This window comes from Streptomyces sp. NPDC101151, assembly GCF_044768335.1.
Classification (GTDB): domain Bacteria; phylum Actinomycetota; class Actinomycetes; order Streptomycetales; family Streptomycetaceae; genus Streptomyces.
Map to the genome: position 1 here is coordinate 59,355 of NZ_JBIWPP010000010.1, position 17,401 is coordinate 76,755.

General features: G+C 72.1%; 11 protein-coding genes. 5 read left to right on the top strand and 6 right to left on the bottom strand.

Features of this window, described 5'->3' with window-relative positions; genetic code table 11:
• Positions 1–525: 525 nt before the first annotated feature.
• From ACIRU3_RS20315 to ACIRU3_RS20325, 3 genes are all read right to left on the bottom strand, one after another.
• Complete coding sequence (locus ACIRU3_RS20315) at positions 526–2,208, bottom strand: RICIN domain-containing protein (RefSeq protein ID WP_404058027.1); 1,683 nt, start codon at positions 2,206–2,208, stop codon at positions 526–528.
• A 462-nt stretch (positions 2,209–2,670) separates the two neighbouring features.
• On the bottom strand, positions 2,671–3,048 hold the full coding sequence (locus ACIRU3_RS20320; RefSeq protein ID WP_404058029.1) for a toxin Doc: 378 nt from the start codon (positions 3,046–3,048) through the stop codon (positions 2,671–2,673).
• 2 nt (positions 3,049–3,050) lie between these two features.
• Positions 3,051–3,290, bottom strand: a complete 240-nt coding sequence (locus ACIRU3_RS20325) for a hypothetical protein (RefSeq protein WP_404058031.1) — start codon at positions 3,288–3,290, stop codon at positions 3,051–3,053.
• A 171-nt stretch (positions 3,291–3,461) separates the two neighbouring features.
• Between ACIRU3_RS20325 and ACIRU3_RS20330 the strand changes: the two genes are divergently transcribed.
• From ACIRU3_RS20330 to ACIRU3_RS20340, 3 genes are all read left to right on the top strand, one after another.
• Entirely contained in the window at positions 3,462–3,971 is a 510-nt protein-coding gene (locus ACIRU3_RS20330; protein ID WP_404058033.1) for a methylated-DNA--[protein]-cysteine S-methyltransferase, read from the top strand.
• Between the two features lie 23 nt (positions 3,972–3,994).
• Positions 3,995–4,717: a 2OG-Fe(II) oxygenase gene (locus ACIRU3_RS20335; RefSeq protein WP_404058035.1), complete on the top strand. Its 723-nt coding sequence runs from the start codon at positions 3,995–3,997 to the stop codon at positions 4,715–4,717.
• Between the two features lie 96 nt (positions 4,718–4,813).
• On the top strand, positions 4,814–6,442 hold the full coding sequence (locus ACIRU3_RS20340; RefSeq protein ID WP_404058037.1) for a multicopper oxidase family protein: 1,629 nt from the start codon (positions 4,814–4,816) through the stop codon (positions 6,440–6,442).
• A 24-nt stretch (positions 6,443–6,466) separates the two neighbouring features.
• Here the strand turns inward: ACIRU3_RS20340 and ACIRU3_RS20345 are convergent, their stop codons facing one another.
• Entirely contained in the window at positions 6,467–8,710 is a 2,244-nt protein-coding gene (locus tag ACIRU3_RS20345) for a glycoside hydrolase family 9 protein (RefSeq protein WP_404058039.1), read from the bottom strand.
• A 282-nt stretch (positions 8,711–8,992) separates the two neighbouring features.
• Here ACIRU3_RS20345 and ACIRU3_RS20350 point away from each other — a divergent pair, with 282 nt between their 5' ends.
• Positions 8,993–10,816, top strand: coding sequence for a hypothetical protein (locus ACIRU3_RS20350; protein ID WP_404058041.1), 1,824 nt, complete (start codon positions 8,993–8,995; stop codon positions 10,814–10,816).
• Positions 10,817–11,107: 291 nt separating this feature from the next.
• On the opposite strand, the gene ACIRU3_RS20355 is transcribed toward ACIRU3_RS20350, so the two are convergent.
• Entirely contained in the window at positions 11,108–14,197 is a 3,090-nt protein-coding gene (locus ACIRU3_RS20355) for a glycoside hydrolase family 2 TIM barrel-domain containing protein (protein WP_404058043.1), read from the bottom strand.
• Positions 14,198–14,462: 265 nt separating this feature from the next.
• On the opposite strand from ACIRU3_RS20355, the gene ACIRU3_RS20360 reads away from it, so the two are divergent.
• On the top strand, positions 14,463–16,844 hold the full coding sequence (locus ACIRU3_RS20360) for a SpoIIE family protein phosphatase (RefSeq protein WP_404058045.1): 2,382 nt from the start codon (positions 14,463–14,465) through the stop codon (positions 16,842–16,844).
• Here the strand turns inward: ACIRU3_RS20360 and ACIRU3_RS20365 are convergent.
• Positions 16,838–17,386, bottom strand: coding sequence for an RNA polymerase sigma factor (locus ACIRU3_RS20365; RefSeq protein ID WP_404058047.1), 549 nt, complete (start codon positions 17,384–17,386; stop codon positions 16,838–16,840). The two genes, ACIRU3_RS20360 and ACIRU3_RS20365, sit on opposite strands and share 7 nt — an antisense overlap.
• Positions 17,387–17,401: the final 15 nt, after the last annotated feature.

Genomic DNA, 17,401 nt, shown 5'->3' on the forward strand with positions numbered 1-17,401 from the left:
CCGCCGGACCATGGGCCGGGGTGGCCCCGCGGACCCGGTGTCGCCCCGCCGGCCCAGGTGGCACGGCGGGGCCACGTGGCCCCGCCGGCCCGTGCCTGAACGCCACCCCATGCGGCCGCCGCCGGAGCTGGTGGCACCCCGGCCATGTCTCGCCGCGGACCCGTGACGCATCGTCGGCCCCTGCGCGACACCGCCGGACCATGCCTGACCGTCGGCCCACCCGCCGCCACCGGCTCGGGTGGCACCACCGGCCCGTGCCTGGCCGCGGATCCGTATCGCACCCCCGACCCATCCGTGGCACCACCGGACCACGCCCGACCGCCGACCCACCCGGCACCACCGGACCGCATGGCGCCGCCGCCCCGCTTCTCGCCGTCCGCCCGGTACTGATCGGCGGACCTGGTCCCACCTCCCCAGGTCCCGTGTCCGGACGGCGTCCCGCCCCCGGTTCGCTCGATCCTCGCCGTCCCCCGGGACCCGCCCGCGTCTCGCCACGGGCCGGTGGCCAGACGCGGCGAGGGGAGGCTAGGTGTGCGTGCTCAGCAGCTCCGCCGGCCGTGCGGACGACCCGTCGCGGCCGGCGATCGACAGGGAGCCCGGGCTCGCCGACGGCCCGTCGGCGAGCCAGCGCTGTCCGGCGGAGCGGTCCCGGACCTTGACGACGATGTCGGCGCCCGCGTTCTCGCCGCCCGTGGCGAGTGCGAGGGTCTCGTCCCAACGGGGCAGCAACTCGCCCTGCGGGGTGAGGTCGTAGCGCACGTCGTCGCCGCGCTTCGCGCCCGCGTCGGCACAGGTGCCGAGGATGACCACGCCCGCGTCGGCGTGCGAGTCCAGGCACAGCCCGGAGCCGGCCACGCTGCGCAGCAGCCCGTCGCCGTCGTACGTCCACTGCTGTGTCGGCGCCGAGGAGCAGACGGCCAGTACCGCGCTCGCGCCGGCCACGGGCTTGCCCTTGATGTCCAGGCACAGGTCGGCGGCTGCGTTGTGCAGCCGGGTCGGCCGACCGGCCGAGGGCAGACCCGCCGTGCCGGGTGCCGTGTCGGAGGCGGGCGGTGACTGGGCGTCGGTGCCGGGGGCGGCGCTGGTGGAGGCGACCGGGTCGGTGCCGTCGCCGTCGTCCGGCCACACACTGATCGCGAGCACGGTCGCCAGCAGCCCGGCGGAGGCGACGCCGACTCCGGTGAGCAGGGTCCGGGACGACCAGCCGCCCCCGGGCGCACGGCGTCCTGAGGTCCGGGCGAGCGTCCCGGGCTCTGCGCCGCCCCGTCGGCGGCCGCCGGGCGCCGTGACCCGTTCCAGCAGCCCGGGCCCGCCGGCGCGTCGGCGGCCGCCGGAGCCCCGGGAGGTGCTGCGGCTGCGCGCGGGTCCTGGCCGGCCGCGGCCGGGGCGCGACTCCAGGTACCGGCGGGCGCCCCAGCCGAGGACCGCTTCGGCCAGCAGCACGCCCAGCCCGGCCTCGATCTGGCTCAGTTGCTCGGCGGCGTGCCGGCAGTAGGGACAGCCGGCGAGGTGCTGCTGGACGTCCGGCAGAAGCGCGCCGCCCCGGCGGATCGGTACGTCGAGGAGGCGGTTGTAGTGCCGGCAGTCGGTGCTCGGTGCGAGTTCCCGGTGTGCGCTGACACAGCCTTCCCGGAATTTCTCGCGGGCCTGTTCGAGTGCGGCCGCCGCGCTGTCGCTGTCCAAGCCGAGCATCCCCGCGGGGACATTTATCGGCTCGGCCTCGACCTCGGTGTGCCACAGCAACGCCTGTTCGAGTCGGGGAAGGCTTTGGAAAGAACGTTCGGACAGGGCGCGGTTTTCCGGTATCAGGGACTTCGCCGCACGGATACTGCGGCCCCCGGCGGGTTTCTGGAGTCCCGGCAGTACGGCGGCCATCCGGTCCGCGGAGGACCAGTTCACGACCGCGTCCCGGACGGCGACCAGCAGACGGGGCCGGAGTGCCTCGGCGGATTCGCCGAGCGCGAGCCGGTCGAGGACCTGGTGGAAGGCGGCCGCGGCGACCATGTGCGCGAGAGGCCCGGACGTGGCCAGGCAGATGACCGCGTAGTCCTGCACGGGCCGCCAGTGCCGGGCCATCAGCAGGGCGGCCGAACGGGAGGCCTCCGCGTCGGAACCGGCGCGCAGCGGTGCGGCGAGGGACTCGTCGGACTCCCCGGGATCGCCCCCGGGGGGCGGGTAGGGAGGACGAGGAGGGTGGGGGGTGGGCACTGAGCGGAATCCTTTGTGCGTATGGCGCGTCGGCGCCAATCTCAGGGATGCGCGCGCGGGGAGCGGGAATTCGCCGATGCAGTACCGGCCCGGTTCCCCAACTGCCGGAAAGGTCCCGGCGATTGTCCCCCGCACAGGTGTTTCAACCCTTGCACAACCTCCACACACGCAACAAGGCGCTCGTAAGACATCGGCAGTTTTGAAGGAAAGTCAGAAGCGGGGTGGGACACCGGCTCCGCGACGGCGGCATTCGGTTTTCCGTGCGCCCCGTGCGAAAGGCGCGCACACACCGGCCGGCCACGCACGCTCCCGGGGTGTCCGGCCCGGTGGTGGACTGGGGTCCGGCCCCCTCGGAAGGCCCCGCGCAGGACGGCGGCTCTCCTGCGCGCAACCGGCCGCCGGCCCCGTTCCTCCGCCCGCGGCCGGCGGCCCCGGCGGCTTCCCCCGCCGGTCCGGGCGGTGTCAGATCTGCCAGGAACGGAGCCGGTCGGCCGCGCCGTACACGTCCGCCTTGCCGGAGATCAGGTCGCGGGCGAGGTCGACCAGGGCGCCGTAGGGCGGGTCGATACCCACGCCGCTGACGAACATGTAGGCCACCGCGGTCGCGCAGGCGAAGCGGGCGTTGGCCGCGGGCAGCGGCTTGAGCAGCGCGAGGGTGTGCAGCAGGGCGGCGGCCCGCCAGGCGGGGTCGGAGTCCACGCCGAGCCGGGGCGGGTCGACGCGATGCCGGGCGACGGCGGCCACCAGCGCGGAGAAGTCGTCGACCGTGGGCTGGTCGGGCAGGACCTCCTCGTGCCGCTGGAGCAGCCACGGGACGTCGATATGGATGACGGAAGGCATCACTAGGCGGCCTGGCCCTTGGCGGGGGCCTCGTCGTCGGGGAACGCGGCCGCGAACTCGTCGGCGTGGGCGGTGAAGAAGCTCCGGAACGCCTCCGCGCCCTCCTGCAGCGCCCGGTGCCGGGCGATGTCGGCTGCGGCGGCCTCGCGGACGAGGGCCTTCATCGACGTTCCGCGCTCCTTGGCGATCTGCCGCAGGTCCTCGAGTTCGCGTTCGCTGAACTCCACGTTGAGAGCTGGCATGCCATCACGGTACCGCGCGGGTACTTACCCGTAAATATCACCAGGTCAAGCACCCTTTCCCGCGGTACCCGCGGAGGGTCAGCGCCAGGTCAGTGTCATGTCCGTTTTCCGCCGGTGACACGGCGCCGGGCGCAGCAGACTCGACAGCGAAGCCGAGAGTCAGGAGCTGCGATGACCACGCACACCGTCCACACCACCTGCCCGAGCCCGCTCGGGGAACTGCTGCTGACCGGTGAGGAGTCCGGCGGCCTCCTCACTCTCGTCTCGCTGGCCCTGCCGGGGCAACGCGGCGCGCCCGCCGTCCGCGCGGAGAGCCGCGACGACCGGGCGTTCGCCGAGGCGCGCCGGCAGCTGGACGCCTACTTCGCCGGCCGCCTCACCCGCTTCTCCCTGCCGCTCGCCCCCGCCGGAACCCCGTTCCAGCAGCGGGTGTGGGGGGCGCTGGACGACATCCCCTACGGCACCACGGCCGGCTACGGCGAACTGGCCGCGCGGCTGGGCGTGCCCCGGGCCGAGATCCGCACGGTGGGCCGGGCCCTCGGCGCCAACCCCGTGCTGCTGGTGCGCCCCTGCCATCGGGTGATCGGCGCGGACGGCTCGATGCGCGGGTACGCGGGCGGCGTGGAGCGCAAGGTGTGGCTGCTCACGCACGAGGGCGCGCTGCAGCCGACCCTGCTGTGAGGGACCGCGAGAAGGACGGAGTCATGAAACTCACCCATGCCGAGGCCCTGCGCCGGGTGGCCGGAACCGACTGGGCCGCGCTCACGGCCGAGTTGGACGAACACGGCAGCGCGCCCACGGGCCCGCTGCTTACCCTCGGGGAGTGCGCCGGCCTGGCCGCGCTCTACGACGCACCGGAGCTGTTCCGCACCACCGTCGATCTGGCCCGGCACCGGTTCGGCTCCGGCGAGTACCGCTATTTCACCCACGACCTGCCCGCCCCCGTGGCCGCGCTGCGGGCCGCCCTCTACCCCCGCCTGCTCCCCGTCGCCCGGGACTGGGCGGCCCGTCTGGAGCGTCCGGCGCCCTGGCCGGACTCCCTGGCCGAGTGGCTGGAGCGCTGCCACGCCGCCGGACAGGACCGGTCGGCGCAGATCCTGCTCCGCTACGGACCGGGTGACTGGAACGCCCTGCACCGGGACGTGTTCGGCGAGCTGGTCTTCCCTCTCCAGGTCGTGATCGCCCTGGACGCCTGCGGCTCCGACTACACCGGAGGCGAGTTCCTGATGGTCGAGCAACGGCCGCGCGCCCAGTCCCGGGGGACGGCGACCGCCCTGCGGCAGGGGCACGGTCTGGTGTTCACGACCCGTGACCGTCCCGTGCATACGCGCCGCGGCTGGTCGGCCGGAGCGATGCGGCACGGAGTGAGCACCGTGCGGTCCGGGCGGCGCCGCACCCTGGGGCTGGTGTTCCACGACGCGGCCTGAAGCGGGCGCGTCGCACCACCCCCTGGCACCCGACACCATCAGACGCGCCGCCGAAGTTCCCGCATATTTCAGGGCAAAAAGTGTCTTATTTCATACATGCACACACCTTCGCGGCGTACCCTGCTCCGAGCCCCGTTCGCTGCCGCCGGCGCGGGATTCCTGGCTGCCTGCACCGACTCCGGCTCCCCCGCCCGCCCCGGCCCGCACGGCGCGGCGGCCGCCCAGGGGGATTTCGTTCCCCCAGGGCCCAAGGGATATGTCGACCCGTCAGGTCCGGAGGTCCGTGCCGCCGAGCGCAAGCGCGGCTCCGGCCCGGTACGCATGCTGAAGCTGACCGCCACCGAGACCACCCTGGACCTGGGCGGGCGCAGTGTGCGGACCTGGGCCTACCACGAGCAGCTGCCCGGGCCGCTGGTGCGCGTCACGGCCGGTGACGTCCTCAGCCTCACTCTGGCCAACCGCCTGCCGGCGACCACCACGCTCCACTCCCACGGCGTGCGCATGCGCTGCGACATGGACGGCGTTCCGGATCTGACCCAGAAGGCCATCGATCCGGGAACCGACTTCACCTACCGGTTCACCGTCGCCCACCCGGGCACCTACTTCCTTCACTCCCATGTGGGGATCCAGCCCGACCGCGGTCTGTACGCCCCGCTCATCGTCGACGACCCCAAGGAGCCCCTCGCGTACGACAAGGAATGGATCCTCCTCCTGGACGACTGGCTCGACGGTGTGGGCGGCTCCACCCCGGACGGGGTGCTCAGACAGCTCTCGGGAAGTACGGGCATGAAGATGGGCAGCATGGCCATGGGCCCCGATGCCGGCCGTCCCGGTCCCAGCGCGTCGGCGGGCCCGCACGCGTCGCACTCCCGCACGGCGAGCGGACCCTCCCGCCTGCTGCACAACTCGCACAGCCGCATGCTCCACGGGGAGGCGGGCAGCGTCGACTACCCCATCTATCTCGCCAACGGCCGCATGGCCGGCCAGCCCTCGGAGTTCCGGTGCCGCCCCGGCGAGCGCATCCGGCTGCGCATCATCAACGCCGGCTCCGAAACCGCCTTCCGTGTCGCGCTGGAGGGCCACGAAATGACGATCACGCACACCGACGGCTACCCGGTGGAGCACACGAGGACCGATGCCCTCCTCATCGGCATGGCCGAGCGTTACGACGTTCTCATCACCGCCAAGGACGGCGTCTTCCCCCTCGTCGCACTCGCCGAGGGCAAGAAGGGCCAGGCCCTCGCCGTCCTGCGCACCAACAAGGGAAGAACCGTTCCCCCTGCGCATGTCCGCCCGGTCGAGCTGGACGGGAAGATCGTCCCCGCCCGCCGGCTCGTGCCGCACGAATCGGTGGCCCTGGAGGACCGCGAACCCGACCGCGAGATGCGCATCAGGGTCACCGGCAGCATGAAGAGGTTCGACTGGGGCTTCGACCACAAGGCCTACGACCTCCACCAGCGCCACCCTGTCCGCGCCGGCGAGCGGGTCCGGCTCACCCTCATCAACGCCACGAGCATGTGGCACCCGATGCACCTGCACGGCCACACGTTCGCGCTCACCGGCCTGGACGCCGTCGGCGCGCGCAAGGACACCACCATCGTCCTCCCCCACCGCAAGCTGGTCGTGGACTTCGACGCCGACAACCCCGGCCTGTGGATGTTCCACTGCCACAACCAGTACCACTCGGAGAGCGGCATGATGACCATCCTCGGATACCGCACCTGACCAGTTGCGCGGGGGAGCCGAACCCTAGTCCTGGTCCGCCGCGAACGAGGCCATCCAGGCCAGCGCCGCGTTCCAGTTGACGGCCGTTTCGTCGGTGGACCAGGACTGGATGTCGTCGATGTAGCAGAACTGACCCGTGCAGCCCTTGAGTCTGCTCTGTGCGTACGGGTCCTGGATGCTCGAGTTGGCGCCTCCCGCGAGGGTGCCCTTCGGCGGGTCGGGCAGGTTCGGGTCGAGCTCGTGGGCGTACCAACGGCTGTGCTGCCGGTGGGAGGCGACCTCGCCGTAACCGGTGACGTACGAGATGTTGAGCGCGTTGCGGCCGAGGACGTAGTCCATGCTCTCCAGCGCGCCGTCACGGTATTGCGCCGCACCGGTGAGGTCGTAGGCGGTGGCGATGACGTGCGCGTTGTTGAGGACCTGGGCGTTGGAGCCCCAGTCGTAGAGATTGCCGTCGGGTGCGTACGGCATGCCGTACGGCTGGGAACCGGCCGTCGCCAGATAGGTGTCGGCCGCCTTGATCACCGACCGGCGGACCTTGTCCCGGCCCGGCAGCCCGCTCGGCACGGTGGCCAGGTCGAGGCGGCCGGCCGCCGCCGTGCGGCTCCAGTCGAAGCCGAGCGGGCCGAAGATGTCGGCGGTGTGGACGGGCGACTTCAGCACATGGCCGGCGAACTCCCGCTCCCCGGTGGTGAGGTACAGCTCCGCGGCGGCCCAGTAGAACTCGTCGGACGTGTTGTCGTCGGGGTAGGCGCCGCCGCCGGTGCCGTCGTCCGGGTCGGGGTACATCTCCGGGTGCGCGAGGGCGGCCCGCCATGCCGTGCGGGCGGCCGAGAGCGCCTTCGCCGCGAACTCCCGGTCGTAGGGCCGGTACAGGCGGGCCGCCTGCGCGGCCGCCGCCGCCAGGTTCAGCGTGGCCTGGGTGGTCGGGGCGTGCAGCTCCCGCTTCTGCGGGTCGTCGCCGGGCAGCAGGGGCAGTCCGGTCCACTGGGCGTCGTGCACCTTGCTGTGGGCCATGCCGGCGAGCGGCTGCCCGTCCGGCACCTGCATCGTCAGCAGGAACTCCAGCTCCCAGCGGGCCTCGTCGAGGATGTCCGGCACCTTGTTGCCGCTCTCGGGCAGGGCCAGGCTGCCGTCGCCGAGCCGGCCGGGCCGGCCGGTGCGGGCGAGCAGGGAGCGCTCGTAGGTGCTCAGCAGCTCCCAGGTGGAGATGCCGCCGTTGACGACGTACTTGCCGTGGTCGCCGGCGTCGTACCAGCCCCCGGTGACGTCCAGCGTGTAGTCGCACAGGCCCGGCCGGCAGGGCACGTTCGCATCGCCCTGGTTGGGTGTGGCGTTCAGGTGACCGGCGGGCCTGCCGTAGCCCGGGCGGAGCTCGTCGCGGATCGCGATGCCGCTGCGCTGGGTGTAGTAGTACTTCAGCGAGTCCAGGCGCAGTTGCTCGTAGGCTCCGGTCCCGATGTCGAACGGTCGGCTGGTCTCCCCGTCGGCGACCAGGGTGAAGTCCTTGCCGCGCCCGCGGAAGGTGCCGAAGTCGATCGAGTGGACGTTCTGCCCGGAGGAGACGTCGGTTCCGCGCGGTACGGTCCAGCCGTGGGCGACCGGCCGGCCGTCGGCGTTCTTCAGCTGCCAGGCCAGCCGGGTGCCGGCGTCGGTGACGAGAGTGGCGTTCTTCGGCCCGGCGGGCAGATAGGCCACCTGGTTGACGCGGACCCGGGGCCCGGTGTCGGGCTGGTACACCTCCGGCGGGACGCCTCCGAGCAGCGACACGTCGTCCAGGCACAGCCGCCAGGCGTCCGCCGCGCCGCCGGCCTGGAAGGCCACCTGCGCCTGGCCGGTGTCGACGGGTGAAGTGAAGGTGTAGGCGTACGAGTCGCCGGAGGCGCTCAGCTGCGGACCGACCTCGTACCAGGTGTCGTACGGCGCCGCCTGCAGCCCCACGATCGCCCGCACCACGTGCCCCGCGGGCACGCCGGAGGCCTTGAAGGAGAAGCGGTACGACTCCCCCTTCACCAACGTGATGTCGTTCTGCCCGACGGCCGCGTCCCAGCGGTTGGCGGTGCCGCCCGGCACATCCGCGCACAGCCGTCCGTCGGCCGGGCCCGCGGTGACGTTGCCGGTGGTCCACCAGGACTCGGTGGTGGTGTCGAAGGTGCCGTTCCTGACCTGTTCGACCTCGTCGGCCGCGGCCGGAGCGGCCGGAGCCGCGGTGAGGGCCGCAACCAGCAGGGCGGCGAGGGACAGCAGGGCGGTTCTGCGTCGTTTCACGTCTGGGCTCCTCGGGGGAGGTGCGGGTGGGCGCCCCGGTGGGAGCGCTCCCAGATGCGGACGCCCACCATGCTTGTTCCAGACATGACACTCCGTCAACGGTCCGGACCGGGATGGCTGCGAACGGCCTCCCGGTCCGGACCCTCGACAGTCCCCTGCACGGATGAGGGTTTGTTCAAGATGCCGGTACCTGCCGCGGCCTCACCAAATTCCTTCGACACGGTGCCGACCGGGCCGGCAGGCTGTGCACATGACCTACGGAATCGAGTCACGCTTCACTCGGTGAGCGCCCAGGAAGAGCGCAGCGCGCTCACTCCCCCGACCGCTCTGTATGACCACGTCCTGCATCTGCTGCGCGAGTCCCCCGGTGGGGTCCCGCCCAGGCGCGGTTACTGCCTGCCTCTGAAAACCGCTGCGGGCGAGGATCCGCTCTCCCGGGAAGAGGCGAAGAGTGCCGTCCGGGAAGCGCTCAGCCCGCTCCCGGACGACCCCATCACTCTGCAACGCCGCTTCGAACGACTCGGCATTCAGGATCGCCACATCCATCTGATCAGGTCCACCGTCGCCGGGCTGCCACTGCCGACTGATCAGGTGGATGTGGCCCGCACTCTGGGACGGATGCTGATCCGGACCGGCACGACCGCGCCCACCGTCACCGCGGGCATCGCCCTGCTGGGCCGCCTGGGCGAGCCCGAGGACGTCCCGTATCTCTCCGTTCTCGGACTGTTCCGGGAACTTGCCGGCGCAGCGGTCAACGCGCTCGACATCCTCGATCGCCGATCCGGGGCCATCGTGTGGCTCGTGGCCTACGCCCGCCGTGTCGAACTTCAGCCATTCGTCCGCGCCCTGTGGACAGGTGACCGGCAGGCCGTCCGCCCGGAACTGGTCGCACTGCCTGCCTCACCCCGCTTCGTCAGCAGCACGGTCGCCCGCCGGATCGCGGAGGCTTCCCCACTGCCCGACCTCCTCGACCACCACCCCTCCGACACCGGCCTGCTCGCCCGCGCGGGCAGACTGCTCGTCCGGATGGGGTGTTCACGCAACGACCCGACCGACCTCCTCGCCTACCGCGACGCGCTGCACGTGTATGACAGCGTCGTCGGCCGAGCCGGTCTGCTGCCGCCCACCCTCGACAACGCTGCCCTGCTGCTGTCGCTCGCCCTGGACCTGAGCAGCGGCCCCGGCGTTCTGCTGGACTGGCCGCCCGAGCGGCGCGCCGAACTGCTGGAATCGCTGGGGCGGCTACTGGCCGAGCCCCGGTGGGTGGCCGCAGGCGCCACCGCAAGCGCGGCGGACCAGCGGCTGCGAGCCGACTGGATCCGCCGCACCGGACGGCGGCCGTTCGAGCACCGCACAGCCGTGCCCGGCTCATTCCGCATCGAGGTGGTGGCCGGCGACCCCGCGGACCGGGAACCCGTCGAGGCACGTGTGCTCATCGATGGCCGTCCGGTGGTTCCGTCGGTGTTCGACAGCGGGCCCGCCCACAGCCCCGAGTACCTGCTGGACGAGGGTCGGCTGCGGGCCGGGGTGGAGCCTCGCGAGGTGCAGCTCGCGGAGGCTCACTGCACTGAGGGGTGCTGTGGCGCGCTCTACGTCACCATCCGACGAGACGCGGACCAGGTGGTCTGGGAGAACTGGCGGAAGACCATGCCGGGCTCCCGCAATCCCGCAGCGGAGCTGCCCGCCTACCGGTTCGAGGCCTCCGCCTATGACACGGAGATCGCCAGAGCGGAGACCGACTGCTCCTGGTCCTGGCGGGCTCGCACCATCGCCCGCCTGATCAAGGCGGGGCTGATCGAGGAACCGGATCTGCTGAGCCGATGGGATGCCGGCCGAGGCTGGATCAGCAGTGGCTTCGACGACCCCGGCACCGCCGTGGTGACCTTCTGGTACGTGCCGGGGCTGGCATCTGGCAATCCGGATCGTGCCGACAGGCCGCTTCAGTTCCGCTGGGTCGTGCCGGACGACGGGACCCCGCCCGAGGCCCAGGCCGCAGCCGCCTTGCGACGGCTCGCTGAAGAGGACCCGAAGTCCTACGCACGGGTGTGCGGTGGGAGCCGTGAGCGCGCCGAGGAACTCGGGTTCCCGTGGCCCGACAGCGCCTGACCAGCCGTCCTCGTCCCACCGACAGGTCCTGAACTGCGTAGTGGACCGGCCCCGAGCGAGCGCACCTCCCGCGCGCGGTCGAGGGTCTCGCGCATCGCGGTGCCCGACACCCGCATCCGCCCGGTCCGCGGCCGCTCCGGCTCCGAGACCCGCGCCGGACGGGAGATCAACCGGCACGACCCGGAACGCAGAGCCGCTGACCAGGAAAGATGGCCAGATTCAACGAACCGGAACCGAGCTGGTCCCGCCGTCATCACCGGCCGTTCCGATCCTCCTCACGGGCCGCAGCCCTCAGACATCGAGCCGGCTGATGCGCACCGCTCCCCTGGCCTCGCCCGGGTACGCGCTGGTGAGCATGAGGCGCACCCGAGAGCCGCGTACCGCTTCGAAGGTGATCACCGTCGGGCTGTCCGAAGCGGTGGCCCAGTCCGTCTTCGCGCCCGTCACCGGCAGGTACGCGCGCCCGTCCCAGACCGCCACTTCGGCGTCGGCGGGCAGTGCGTGCGTGCCGTCGACGGTGAAGGAGACCGCGACCCGGTCGAGGGTCCGGGTCCGCCCGAAGTCGACCGACACCCAGTCCTTCGTGCGGGCACCGTTGAAGGCGGGCAGCAGGGCCGTGGCCGACTTGGCGAACGCGTTGGACCAGCCGGTGGCCGGGTCGCCGTCCAGCATCGCGGCGGGCAGGGTGTCCGGGCGGCCGGAGTAACTGGCGTCCGCCCAGGGATGGTTGACGGCCGCCGGGTGGTCGGGCTGGAACGCGGGCGCGGCCGTGGTGGCGGCGGCGCGAGCCGGTGTGGTGCGCACGCTCGCCGTGCCCCGGCGCAGACCGTCCGCCCGTGCCGTGACCTTCAGCGTGCCTGGTTCGCTGCCGGACCGGACGATGGCGAGGGCCTTGCCGTGGAAGGCGGTGCGGGTGGCGGCCTGATAGCGCTCGGCGCTCTCCTCGCGGCCGTTGTCGAGGCCGGCCAGTGATCCGCCGGTCACGTCGAAGGAGATGAGGTGCTCGGCGTCGGGCACGACCACACCGTGCGCGTCCACGATCTCGGCGGTCACGAAGACCAGTGAACGGCCGTCGGCGGCGAGGGACGTGCGGTCGGCGCCGAGGCGCACGGCATACGGGGCGCCGGCGGTGCGCAGGACGTCGGTGGCGACCTCCTTGCCGTCCCGCCGGGCCACCGCCTTCAGCTCACCGGGCCGGTAGGGCACTTTCCAGGTCAGATGCAGCTTGCCCGCGCTGCCGTTGGGGCTGGTGTAACTGCCCGGGTAGGGGCCGTCGGTGAAGGTCTTGTCGTCTCCCGTGGCCTCGGTGGTCTCCAGGTAGGTGCGCCCGTCGGTGGTCTTCTTGACGTCGAACTCCCTGACCCCCAGGGACTTTCCGTCGAGGAACAGCTCGACGGAGGGGACGTTCGCGTACGCCCGGACCTCGATGGTGTCGCCCGGCCCGTGATTCCAGCTCATCGGCAGCAGGTGGACCATCGGCTCGGCCGTCCACTGGCTTCTGAACAGGTGGTACATGTCCTTGGGGAAACCGGCCGTGTCGACGGCGCCGAAGAAGGACGCCTTCACCGGGAAGACGTCGTAGGGGGTCGGCTCGCCGATGTAGTCGATGCCCGACCAGAGGAACTGCCCCGCGAACCACTTCCGGTCCCGGTCCTTCTTGTGTCCGTACTCGCCGCTCATCGTCCAGGAGGCGAGGTTGTTGTCGTAGGAGGACGTCTCGCGCCTGCCCGGCGTGTGGTTCTCGCCGGTGTTCAGGTGTTCCGGCTCCTGGTACGCGCCCCGGGCCGAGGTCTCCGAGGAGGACTCGGACTCGAAGAGGAACAGGTGGGGGTACGTGGCGTGCAGGGCGTCGACCGACTTGGCCGTGTTGTAGTTCAGGCCCAGGCCGTCGAGCTTGGCGAGCATCCGGTCGGCCGCCGAGCCGGTCGCGGGCACGCCGTGGTACTTGTTCGAGCCGATGACGAGGGGGCGGGTGTCGTCCGCGGCCTTGATCGCGCCGATGATCCGGTCGGCCATGGCGAGCCCGGCGGTCGAGGTGGAGTCGGGGATCTCGTTGCCGATGGACCACAGGACGACGGCGGGCGAGTTGCGGGCGGCGAGCACCATCTCCGTGGCGTCCTTCTCGCACCACTCGTCGAAGAACCGGCCGTAGTCGTATCTGGTCTTGCCGGTCCTCCAGCAGTCGAAGGCCTCCACCATCATCACGATGCCCAGCTCCTCGCAGACCTGGATCATCTGCGGCGAGGGCGGGTTGTGCGAGGTGCGGAAGGCGTTCACACCCATCGACTTCATGATCGTCATCTGTCGGCGCACCGCGTCGATGCTGATCGCCGCGCCGAGGGCGCCCTGGTCGTGGTGGAGGTCGACGCCCTTGATCTTGGTGGGGGTGCCGTTGAGGGAGAAGCCCTCGTCCGGGTCGAAACGGTAGCTGCGGATCCCGAACGCGGTCAGGTGGGTGTCGGTGGTGCGGCCTGCGGCGCGGAGTTCGGTGTGCAGGGTGTAGCGGTGGCCGGGAGTGGCGAAGTCCCACAGGAGCGGCTCGGGAACCGTCAGTTCATGGGGCTCGGTGGCCTGCTCGGCGACGGCGACCGTGGTGGACGTACGGGCGACCGTGCGGCCGTCGGGGCCGACGATCCGGGAGCGGACCTGGACGTCTGTGCCGGTGCCCGACTCGTTGAGCACGGTGGTCGCCACCCGCACCACGGCCCGCTTGGCACCGGCCTGCGGCGTGGTGACGTACGTGCCCCAGCGGGCCACGTGCACGGGCTCCGTGATCACCAGCCGGGCCTCGCGGTAGATGCCGCTGCCCGAGTACCAGCGGCTGCTCGGCAGCTGGTTCTGAACCTTGACCGCGAGGACGTTCGGGGTGCTGCCGTCGGTGTGCACCAGGTCGGTGAGGTCGAGCGCGAAGCCGGTGTAGCCGTAGGGGTGGTGGCCCGCCTCGGTGCCGTTGCAGTAGACGTACGAGTCCATGTAGACGCCGTCGAACTCCACCGAGATGCGCTTGCCGGCGTGGGCGGGCGGGAGGGTGAAGGTGAACCGGTACCAGCCGAGGCCGCCCGGGAAGAAGCCGGTGCCGCTGGTGGTGCCGTGGTCCGTCGTGGGGGTCTGCTCGATGCTCCAGTCGTGCGGTACGGCGACCTCGCGCCAGGCCGAGTCGTCGTACCCGGGCTCGGCGGCCCGCGCGTAGGCGCCCGCCGGGTCGGTGATTCCGCCGGGGTCGACCAGCGCGAAGCGCCAGCCGTCCCGCAGTGCGACGCTTTGGCGTCCCGCGGCCGCACCGGACGTCCCGGCGGCCGCGGCGTCCGGGCCGCCCAGGAGTGCTCCGGCCGCCGGCGCTGCCGTGGCTGCGACCAGAACCGATCTGCGTGTGACCGTCATGGCGACTCTCCCTCATCAGGGACCAGAAGTACTCACAACTAATCGCGAACAAACAGATTCTGACGGTCCGCCACACGCAGACGTCAAGGGTGCGGGATCCCGCTGCCACCGGGGACGGCACTTCGGCCGAAATTCCCCCTTGACCGTGTTCGACCGATCGGCCGGGTCGCCGGGGGGCGCGGTTCACGGGCGTGCGCGACGCACTACGCTGGAACGCACGTGGTGCCACCTGTTCACTGTGAGTGTGCTCTTGGGAGCGGCGACGATGAGCCGGGTCTATCCGTTCGACGATGCGGCGACGGCCCGGGCTGTCATCGACGACGACGGAACACTGATGGAGTGGAACGAGGGCGCGCGGCGCCTGCTCGGCCACCCCGCCGACGACGTCCTGGGCCGCCCCGCGGCCGGGCTGCTGGCCGGGGACGGCGCCCCGGCCGTGCCTGCCGGGCTGCGCTGGGCGGGGACGGTCGGATTGCGCCACCGAGACGGCCGTACGCTCTCCGTGTGGCTGCTCGCCCACCGTCGGCCACCGGGCGACGGCCACCGCGGCGACTGGCTGCTGGTCTCCCCGCTGACCGGCCAGGACCCCGGCACCCCCGACGATCCGCTGATCCGGGCGGGCCTGATCCAGTCGCCGTGCGCCGTCGCCGTGTACGACGACGCGCTGCGGCTGCGACGGATGAACGACGCCATGGCCGAGGTGATAGGCCTGCCCGAGGAGCGCGTACAAGGGCTCAGGCTCTCGGAGATCGGCGGCAGACCACAGAGCGAGGAGCTGGAACAGGGCCTGCTCCAGGTGCTCACCACCGGCCGGCCACTGGACGTCCAGACGGCCATGCGCACCAGCGCCGACAACCGGGCGCACGCCTGGCTGGCCCGGATGGCACCCGTCACCGATGGCGAGGGCCGGGTGCGGGGCGTGTGCCTGGCGGCACATGACGTCACCGACAACTACCGGGCCCGGCAGCGGCTGCAGCTGGTGAACGAGGCGAGCGTGCGCATCGGCTCCACCCTCGACGTCACCCGGACGGCACAGGAGCTGGCGGATGTGTGCGTGCCCGTACTGGCCGACTTCGTCACCATCGACCTGCTGGACCCGCAGGAGTACGGCGGCGAGCCCCCGGCCCGTCTCTCGGCCCCGCTGAACCTGCGCCGGGTCGCCCACCAGTCGATTCTCAGGGGCATTCCGGAGGCGGTCGCCAAGCCCGGGCAGCTGGAGGTGTACCCGGCCTTCTCCCCGCAGGCCGACTCACTGACGGCCGGCCGCACCATCCGGGCCACGGTGGCCGGGGGCGCCATGGACCAGTGGCTGACCTGGAGCAGCGCGCGCGGCGAGCGGGTGCGGGACTTCGGCATCCACTCCTCGATGTCCGTGCCGATCCAGGCCCGCGGGCTGACCCTCGGGGTCGCGGTCCTCACCCGGCACCGGCGCCCGGACCCGTTCACCGACGACGACATGCTGCTGGCCGAGGAGATCACGGCCCGCGCCGCCGTCTGCATCGACAACGCCCGCCGCTACTCCCGCGAGCGCGAGACCGCCCTCGCGCTGCAGCGCAGCCTGCTGCCCCGCACATTGCCGCGCACGGCCGCCCTGGAGGTCTCCTCCCGCTATCTGCCTGCGGCCCGGGCGGGGGTGGGCGGCGACTGGTTCGACGTGATCCCGCTGTCGGGGATGCGGGTCGCGATGGTCGTCGGGGACGTCGTCGGGCACGGCATCCAGGCCTCGGCCACCATGGGCCGGCTGCGCACCGCGGTACGCACCCTCGCCGACATCGACCTGGCGCCGGACGAGCTGCTCACGCACCTGGACGACCTCGTGATCCGGCTGTCGGAGGAGTCCGGCGGCGACGGCAGCCCCGGCGAGGTCGGCGCCACCTGTCTGTACGCCGTCTACGACCCGGTGTCGCGGCGCTGTGCCCTGGCCCGGGCCGGGCATCCGCCGCCGGTGGTGCTGGAGCCGGGTGGCGAGCCCCGCCAGCTGGACCTGCCCGCCGGTCCTCCGCTGGGCCTGGGCGGGCTGCCCTTCGAGTCGGCCGAGCTTGAGCTGCCCGAGGGCACCGTCATCGCCCTGTACACGGACGGCCTGATGGTGTCCCGGGAGCGCGCCGGGGACTCCGGCCGGCAGCAGCTGTTCGGGGCGCTGCGGGGGTATCCCGACGCCCTGGACCAGACCTGCGACCGGGTCCTGCACGCCCTGCTGCCGGCGGGCGGCGCCGCCGACGACGTGGCGCTGCTGCTGGCCCGCACCCGGGGACTGCCCGCCTCCCAGGTCGCGACCTGGCACATCCCCGCCGATCCGGCGCTGGTCGCGCCGATCCGCAAGCAGGTCGAGGACCAGCTGGAGCGCTGGTCGCTGAGCGAGATCGCGTTCACGGCGGAGCTGGTGGTGAGCGAGCTGGTCACCAATGCCATCCGGTACGGCTCCCACCCGATCCGGCTGCGGCTGATCCATGAGACGGCCACGCTGATCGTCGAGGTCTCCGACACCAGCCACACCGCACCGCACCTCAGGCGCGCCAAGATCTTCGACGAGGGCGGCCGGGGGCTGCTGCTGGTCGCCCAGCTCACCCAGCGCTGGGGCAGCCGGCACACCGCCGAGGGCAAGACGATCTGGGCGGAGCTGGGGCTGCTGGAGGAGGATCAGTAGCCCCGCAGCCAGGGCCTCACCTGTTTGCGGGCCTCGTGGAGACGGGACTTGAGCGTGCCGAGGGGAATCCCGATGCGCTCGGCGACCTCGGCGTACTCCAGCTGGCAGATGTCCCGGTAGACCAGGGGCGCGACCAGGTGCGGGTACTCGCGCTCCAGCCGGTCCAGCGCCTCCAGCAGATCGATCCGGGAGCCCGCGATGACGCTGGTGGTGCGCGGGTCGATGTGCTCGGCGGGCTCGATGATCACGGGCTGTTCGGCGGCCCGTCGCTTCAGCTCGCGGTACTTCTGCCGGCAGCAGTTGGCGACGACTGTGTACAGCCAGGTGCTGAAGCGGCTGCGGCCCTCGAAGGCGGTGATGTGCCGGGCCACCTGGAGCAGCACGTCCTGGGCGGCCTCCTCGGCGTCCTCCCGGCAGGGCAGGAAGCGCCCGCAGCGCCGCAGGATCTCGGGCCGCAGCTCGGTCAGCAGCCGGTCAAGGGCCGCTCGGTCGCCCGCCGCGGCCTGCCGGGCCAGGTCTTCGGCCGTCACCGGGTCCTGCACGTCAGGGTCCCCCTC

What these genes read in the sequence shown, in the direction of transcription:
- ACIRU3_RS20360 (WP_404058045.1), top strand. Translation starts at nt 14,463, where the DNA reads ATGAGCCGGGTCTATCCGTTCGACGATGCGGCGACGGCCCGGGCTGTC.
- ACIRU3_RS20335 (WP_404058035.1), top strand. Translation starts at nt 3,995, where the DNA reads ATGAAACTCACCCATGCCGAGGCCCTGCGCCGGGTGGCCGGAACCGAC.
- ACIRU3_RS20330 (WP_404058033.1), top strand. Translation starts at nt 3,462, where the DNA reads ATGACCACGCACACCGTCCACACCACCTGCCCGAGCCCGCTCGGGGAA.
- ACIRU3_RS20355 (WP_404058043.1), bottom strand. Translation starts at nt 14,197, where the DNA reads ATGACGGTCACACGCAGATCGGTTCTGGTCGCAGCCACGGCAGCGCCG.
- ACIRU3_RS20320 (WP_404058029.1), bottom strand. Translation starts at nt 3,048, where the DNA reads ATGCCTTCCGTCATCCATATCGACGTCCCGTGGCTGCTCCAGCGGCAC.
- ACIRU3_RS20325 (WP_404058031.1), bottom strand. Translation starts at nt 3,290, where the DNA reads ATGCCAGCTCTCAACGTGGAGTTCAGCGAACGCGAACTCGAGGACCTG.
- ACIRU3_RS20340 (WP_404058037.1), top strand. Translation starts at nt 4,814, where the DNA reads ATGCACACACCTTCGCGGCGTACCCTGCTCCGAGCCCCGTTCGCTGCC.